Below are 6,859 nucleotides of genomic sequence, written 5' to 3' on the forward strand. Positions count from 1 at the left end.
GATGATGCAACAAACAAAGACTTGACATTAATTGTCTAGGCAATTAATATTGCGGACATGATTGCAAATAACTCTTCAGACGCCGTGAACGCGACCAGCGTCGCCCCTTTGCCGCCGCCGGTCGATTTTTATCAACCTGACAACTATGTTGCCGGAGGCGACAGCGTGGGCCATCTGATGTCCCGCGTGGTGGCTGCCTTCACGCAGGAGATGGAGCGTCAGTTCGAGCCCAGTGGCTTGACCAATGCCCAGTGGAAGCCGCTGTTCAAGCTGGCCTATACCAATGCCTCCACGGTAGCTGAGCTGGCCCGCCAGTGCACCCTGGACGCTGGCGGCATGACCCGCCTGCTGGACCGCCTGGAAGCCAAGGGCCTGTGCCAGCGTGAGCGCTCCGAGCAGGACCGCCGCGTGGTCAATCTGGCGCTGACCGATGCCGGCCGCGAAGCCGTGAAGGACGTGCCCGCGGTGCTCAGCAATGTGCACAACGCCTATTTGTCCGGTTTCAGCCGCGAGGAATGGCAAACCCTGAAGAGCTTTTTGCAACGGATTCTGGATAACGCCGCCGCCGTACAGGCACACGCAAACAATACCGCCGGAGAAAAAGATGCGCAGTAAATCGATCCACCGCCTGCCACGTTTTGCGCTGGCCGCTACCCTGTTGGCTGGCCTGGCTGCCTGCGCCAACTATTCCGGCATCAAGCCTGAAGCGCAACTGCGCACGCCCCAGTCCTTGGGGCTGGATGCCAGTGCCCAGGCCACAGCAGTAGATGCGCAATGGTGGCTGGGCTTCCAGGATGCCCAGCTGAACAGCCTCATCACCCAGGCCCTGCAATCCAGCCCCAGTCTGCAACTCGCCCAGGCCCGTGTGCGCCGCGCCCAGGCCGGTACCGACGTGGCCCACTCGGCACTGCTGCCCAAGGTGAATGCCGGCGTGGATGCCACGCACCAGCTCTACACCGCCAACGGCCTGTATCCCGCGCCCCTGGCCGGCAATATCTATGACTCGGGCACCGCCCAGCTCGAAGCCAGCTGGGAGCTGGACTTCTTCGGCAAGAACCGCGCTGCGCTGGACGCCGCTGTGGGCCAGACCAAGGCCGCCCAGGCCGACGCCCAGGCCGCCCGCGTCCTGCTGGCCAGCCAGGTGGCCCGCAACTACTTCCAGTTGCTGCGCCTGAACGCTCAGCTGGGCTTGGCCAATCGCACTCTGGCCCAGCGCACCGAGCTGCTGAACCTGGTGCGCGACCGCGTCAGCGCCGGCCTGGATACGCGCCTGGAGCTGCGCCAAAGCGAGGGCAGTCTGCCCGAGGCGCGCCAGCAGGTCGAAGCCGTGCAAGAGCAAATCGCTCTGACGCGCAATGCCCTGGCTGCGTTGGTAGGTCAGCCAAATCTGGCACTGGCGCAGAATCTACCTGCGCTGGATGCTATTAAGAACATAGCGTCTGCCGCTGCCGTACCGGCCGACCTGCTGGGCCGCCGTGCCGACATCACCGCCGCCCGCTGGCGCGTGGAGGCGGCCAGCTCGGACGTGGCCAGCGCCAAGGCCCAGTTCTACCCCAACATCAACCTGGTGGGCTTTGCCGGCTTTTCCAGCATTGGCCTGGACAAGCTGCTGGAGTCGGGCAGCCGGCAGTGGGGCATAGGCCCGGCCATCCATCTGCCCATATTCGACGCAGGCCATTTGCGTGCTGGCCTGAAGGGCAAGACGGCTGACCTGGACGCCGCGGTGGAAAGCTATAACGCCGCCCTGATCGATGCCGTGCGCGATGTGGCCGACCAAGTGGCCTCGCAGCAGTCCATCACCCGCCAGCAGGTTGAGCAGCGCGCCGCCCAGCAGGCGGCCGAGTCGGCCTACGAGATCGCCGTGCAGCGCTACAGCGCCGGCCTGGGCAACTACTTGAACGTACTGAGCGCCGAAACCGCTGTGCTGAACCAGCGCCGCACCCAGGTAGACCTGGCCGCGCGTGCGCTGGATACCCAGGTCGCCCTGGTGCGCGCACTGGGTGGTGGCTACTCCGAAGCCCAAATGGATGCAAACCAAGATGCTACAAAAAACGCAGCTGCCGGCGCAAATGGCCAGTACGCCAGCGCCCCATCGGATGCAAAAAACAATGGGCTCGTGCGCTGAGCTCTGTCCCTCCCTACTCATACCTTATTGAATGCAGGTGAACACCATGACCGAATCCGCAAACACTCCCGCTGCTTCCGCAACCGCCCCAGCCGGCAATCCCCAGCGCAAGAAGGCGCTGATCACCATCGCCAGCGTGGTGGTGCTGGCCGGCCTGGGCTGGGCGGCCTATGACGCCGTCATTGCCAGCCACTACGAGAACACCGACAACGCCTACGTGCAGGGCAACATCATCCAGATTACGCCCCAGGTCAGCGGCAACGTGATGACCATCATGGCCGACGACACCGACTTCGTGAAGGCCGGCCAGCCTCTGGTGCAGTTCGACCCCGCTGATGCCAAGCTGGCACTCGACCAGGCCGAAGCCAACCTGGCCCAGACCGTGCGCCAGGTACGTACCCTGTATGCGAACAACTCCGCGCTGTCGGCGCAGGTGGCCCAGCGTACGGCAGATGTGGCGCGCAGCCAGACCGACATTGCCCGTGCCCAGAGCGAGGTGGAGCGCGCCGCCGATGACCTGCGCCGCCGCCAGTCCTTGACTGGCAACGGTGCAGTGTCCAAGGAAGAACTCAGCCACGCCCAGACCCAGCTGGCCAACGCCAAGGCGGGCCTGTCTACTGTGCAGGCCAGCGTGGCCTCGGCCCAGGCCGGCGTGGCTGCAGCCCAAGAGCAACTGGCCAGCAACCAGGCGATGACCGAAGGCACCAGCGTCGAACAGCACCCGAATGTGCTGGCCGCCGCCGCCCGTGTGCGTGAGGCATATCTGGCATCCCAGCGCGCCGCCGTGGTGGCGCCGGTGGACGGCTATGTGGCCAAGCGCACGGTGCAACTCGGCCAGCGCATCGCCGCCGGCACGCCCATGATGTCCATCATCCCGCTGAACCAGGTCTGGGTGGACGCCAACTTCAAGGAAGTGCAGCTGCGCAATATCCGCATCGGCCAACCCGTGAAGCTAACCGCCGACCTGTACGGCAAGAAGATGGAATACACCGGCACGGTGGAAGGCCTGGGCGTGGGCACCGGCGCTGCTTTTGCCTTGCTGCCGGCGCAGAACGCCACCGGCAACTGGATCAAAGTGGTACAGCGTGTGCCGGTGCGCATCGCCCTGGACGCCAAGCAGCTGGTGGACAACCCACTGCGCGTGGGCCTGTCCATGGACGCGACCATCGATGTCACCAAGCAAGACGGCAAGATGCTGGCCGATGCGCCGCGCAGCGCATCGCTGGCCAGGCTGGCCGCCCCCACCGACAAGGGCGCCGACCTGGAAGTGCAGCGCGTGATCGCTGCCAACCTGGGTGGCCGTGCCGTGGTGGCGCGCAATGATGCGCCCAAGGCTTCCAAGGCGGTTGAAGCGCCTGCGGCCTTGGCCGCCGCGTCCCTTCCTGCACAGGTGCAATAAGCCGGCTGCGGCTGGTACTACGGGTCTGAAGCAATGTCCTCCAACCTCAGCTATGTTCCGCCCCCGCCGCTAGAGGGCTCGGCCCGCATGTGGGGCACGATCGCCTTGTCCACCGCCACGTTCATGAATGTGCTGGACACCTCGATCGCCAACGTATCCTTGTCTGCCATCGCTGGCGACCTGGGTGTCAGCCCCAACCAGGGCACCTGGGTGATTACCAGCTTTGCCGTGGCCAACGCCATCTCGGTGCCGTTGACGGGCTGGCTGTCGCAGCGCTTTGGCCAGGTGCGCCTGTTCACGCTCAGCATCGTCATGTTTGTGCTGGCCTCGTGGCTGTGCGGCCTGGCGCCAAACATGAGCATGCTGATCGCGTTCCGTGTGCTGCAAGGCTTTGTGGCAGGACCGATGATCCCCCTGTCGCAGGCGCTGCTGCTGTCCAGCTACCCCAAGGCGCTGGCGGGCACCGCCATGGCGATGTGGGCCATGACCACCCTGGTGGCGCCGGTGATGGGGCCGCTGCTGGGCGGCTGGATCACCGACAACATCTCCTGGCCCTGGATTTTCTACATCAACATACCGGTGGGCATCTTGGCCGCCGGCGCCGCCTGGACCCTGTACCACAAGCGCGAGTCGCAGACCAAGAAGCTGCCGATCGACGGCGTGGGTCTGGGCCTGCTGGTGGTCTGGGTGGGTGCCTTGCAGATCATGCTGGACAAGGGCAAGGAGCTGGACTGGTTTCACTCCACCGAGGTGCAGATACTGGCAGCCGTGGCGCTGGTGGGCTTTTTGTTCTTCCTGGCCTGGGAGTTGACCGATAAGCACCCGGTGACGGACCTGCGCCTGTTCGCCCGGCGTAACTTCTGGGCCGGCACGCTGGCGACGTCGGTGGGCTATGGCCTGTTCTTCGGCAACGTGGTTTTGCTGCCGCTGTGGCTGCAGCAGTACATGGGTTACACCGCCACCCAGGCTGGCTTCATCCTGGCGCCGGTGGGCTTGTTCGCCATCGTGCTGTCGCCCATCGTGGGCAAGAACGTGGGCAAGATGGATCCGCGCATGTTTGCCTCGTTCGCGTTCATCGTGTTCGGTCTTGTGCTGTGGATGCGTTCCAAATTCAACGTGCAGGCCGATGAAGCCACGTTGATGGTGCCGACCCTGGTGCAGGGCGTGGCCATGGCTTTCTTCTTCATCCCGCTGAGTATCCTGACGCTTTCCGGTCTGCCGCCAGACCGCATTCCCGCGGCCTCCGGCTTGACCAACTTTGTGCGTATCACGGCCGGTGCCATGGGGACATCTCTGGTCACCACGGTGTGGGAAAACCGCACGGCCTTGCACCATGCGCAGCTGGTGGAGTACATCAACCAGGGGCGGCAGGTGGCGACTGGCGCTTTGTCGGGTCTGGGCAATGCGGGTCTGGACCCGCAGCAGGCTTTGGAGCAGGTCAACCGCCTGGTGGGCCAACAGGCCGCAACCTTGGCGGCGAACGATGTGTTCTTTGCATCGTCCATGCTGTTTTTGATGCTGATACCGCTGGTGTGGATCACCCGCAGGCCCCAGGCCGCAGGTGCGGCTGCCTCGGAGGCAGCCGCCGGCGCGCACTAAAAAGTCCGCCACGCAAGCGCAAAAAAGGGGCTGGTTCCGGCCGGAACCAGCCCCATTTTTATGGGTCGCTCAGGGTCCGTTGTTCGCTCAGCCTATGCGTACGGGCACGAAGATCTTGTCGCCGTCGCGCAGTATCAGCAGCGCAATCGATTTGTCGGCCTTGGCCACCACGGCGCGGATCTGCTCCACGTTTTTCGCCGGTGTGCCATTGATAGCCAGCAGCACGTCACCGCTCTGCACGCCTGCATTGGCAGCGGCACCGCCTGCGTTTTCGATCAGCAGGCCGTTTTCCACGCCGGCAGAGCGTAGCTCTTCAGGCTGCAGCTGGCGCAGCGCCAGGCCCAGGCGACCTTGGGATGCGGGCTCCTTGCTGCTGGCAACTTGTTCGGGCTTGTCATTGGCGCTGCCCAGCTTGACCTCGATGGTCTGGGCCGAGCCCTTGCGCCACACGTCCAGCTGCACTTTTTCACCCGGTGCAGACAGGCTGATGGCCGCCGGCAGATCGCCCGAGGACACGATGGTGCGGCCGTCCACCTTGCGGATCACGTCGCCCGGCTCCAGCCCGGCCTTGGCGGCAGGGCCGGATTTGTCCACGCTGGACACCAGCGCACCCTCGGGCTTGTCGAGGTGGAAGGAGTCCGCCAGGGTCTGGTTGACCTCTTGCACCGCCACGCCCAGGCGCGCATGTTCCACCTTGCCGTGGGCCACGATCTGGTCCTTGATCTTGCCGGCCAGGTCCATCGGGATGGCGAAGGACACGCCCTGGTAGCCGCCAGTGCGGCTGTAGATCTGCGAGTTGATGCCGATCACTTCACCACGGGTGTTGAACAGTGGGCCGCCGGAGTTGCCGGGGTTCACGGCCGCATCGGTCTGGATGAAGGACACCGCGCCGTCGTCGGGCAGGGTACGGCCCTTGGCGCTGACCACGCCGGCGGTGACGGTGTTTTCAAAGCCGAACGGCGAGCCTATGGCCAGCACCCATTCGCCCACGCGCAGGTCGCTGGTCTTGCCGATGTTGGCCACGGGCAGGTTCTTGGCGTCGATCTTCAGTACGGCCACGTCGGTCTTGGGGTCGGAGCCCAGCACCTTGGCGATGAATTCGCGCCGGTCGGTGAGCTTGACGGTGACTTCCTTGGCGTCTTGCACCACATGGGCGTTGGTCATGATGATGCCGTCGGCGCTGACGATGAAGCCCGAGCCCTGGCTATGTGTGGGCATGGCGCGCGGTGCCTGGCCGCCCTGGCCCTGCTGGAAGCGGCGGAACAGTTCAAACAGCGGGTCGTTGCCAAATGGGTCGTCGCGGCCCTGGCGCTGCGCGGTTTCGCTGTCGTCGTTGGATGTCTTGGTGCTGCCGACCACGCTGATGTTGACCACGGATGGGCCGTTCTGGGCGGTGATCTGCGCGAAGTCGGGTAATGCGATGGGGGCGTTGCTGGCGCTGCTGACCACGGGCGGGGCCGCACGTGCCTGGTCTATGTTGTGGACCAGCGAGCCACCGATGCCGCCGATCGCACCTGCGGCGACCAGAGCCAATACCAGTTTGGTGTTGTGAAGCGATTGCGTTTTCATGGAAGCATCCTTTGGAAGAGCGTTGCGATGGCTCGACTATGGGGATGCTGGCTTAGGCCAGTCTTAAAGAGACTTGGGGCCTTTGAACTGGGGCTTAGAGCGGCTAACAAAACGGGGAAAGTCTACGAAGGCAGATGACACAACAAGCCAGGGAAAGCAAGGCCGTA

At 64.4% G+C, this 6,859-nt stretch carries 5 protein-coding genes; 4 read left to right on the forward strand and 1 reads right to left on the reverse strand.

Annotated elements, in window-relative coordinates:
* Positions 1–57: 57 nt before the first annotated feature.
* The 4 genes from AC07O2_RS23840 to AC07O2_RS23855 are packed head-to-tail and all read left to right on the forward strand — an operon-like array spanning position 58 to position 5,123.
* Positions 58–615: a MarR family winged helix-turn-helix transcriptional regulator gene (locus tag AC07O2_RS23840; protein ID WP_495234662.1), complete on the forward strand. Its 558-nt coding sequence runs from the start codon at positions 58–60 to the stop codon at positions 613–615.
* Complete coding sequence (locus AC07O2_RS23845; protein ID WP_495234663.1) at positions 605–2,125, forward strand: efflux transporter outer membrane subunit; 1,521 nt, start codon at positions 605–607, stop codon at positions 2,123–2,125. Before AC07O2_RS23840 ends, AC07O2_RS23845 begins: the two co-directional genes overlap by 11 nt.
* A 46-nt stretch (positions 2,126–2,171) precedes the next feature.
* Complete coding sequence (locus tag AC07O2_RS23850; RefSeq protein WP_495234664.1) at positions 2,172–3,524, forward strand: HlyD family secretion protein; 1,353 nt, start codon at positions 2,172–2,174, stop codon at positions 3,522–3,524.
* A gap of 33 nt (positions 3,525–3,557) precedes the next feature.
* Positions 3,558–5,123, forward strand: coding sequence for a DHA2 family efflux MFS transporter permease subunit (locus AC07O2_RS23855; protein WP_495103593.1), 1,566 nt, complete (start codon positions 3,558–3,560; stop codon positions 5,121–5,123).
* An 87-nt stretch (positions 5,124–5,210) separates the two neighbouring features.
* Here the strand turns inward: AC07O2_RS23855 and AC07O2_RS23860 are convergent, their stop codons facing one another.
* A complete protein-coding gene (locus AC07O2_RS23860; RefSeq protein WP_495234665.1) occupies positions 5,211–6,692 on the reverse strand; it encodes a DegQ family serine endoprotease in 1,482 nt (493 codons plus the stop codon).
* Positions 6,693–6,859 lie beyond the last annotated feature (167 nt).

The sequence above is a fragment of the Rhodoferax sp. GW821-FHT10B06 genome, from assembly GCF_059415605.1.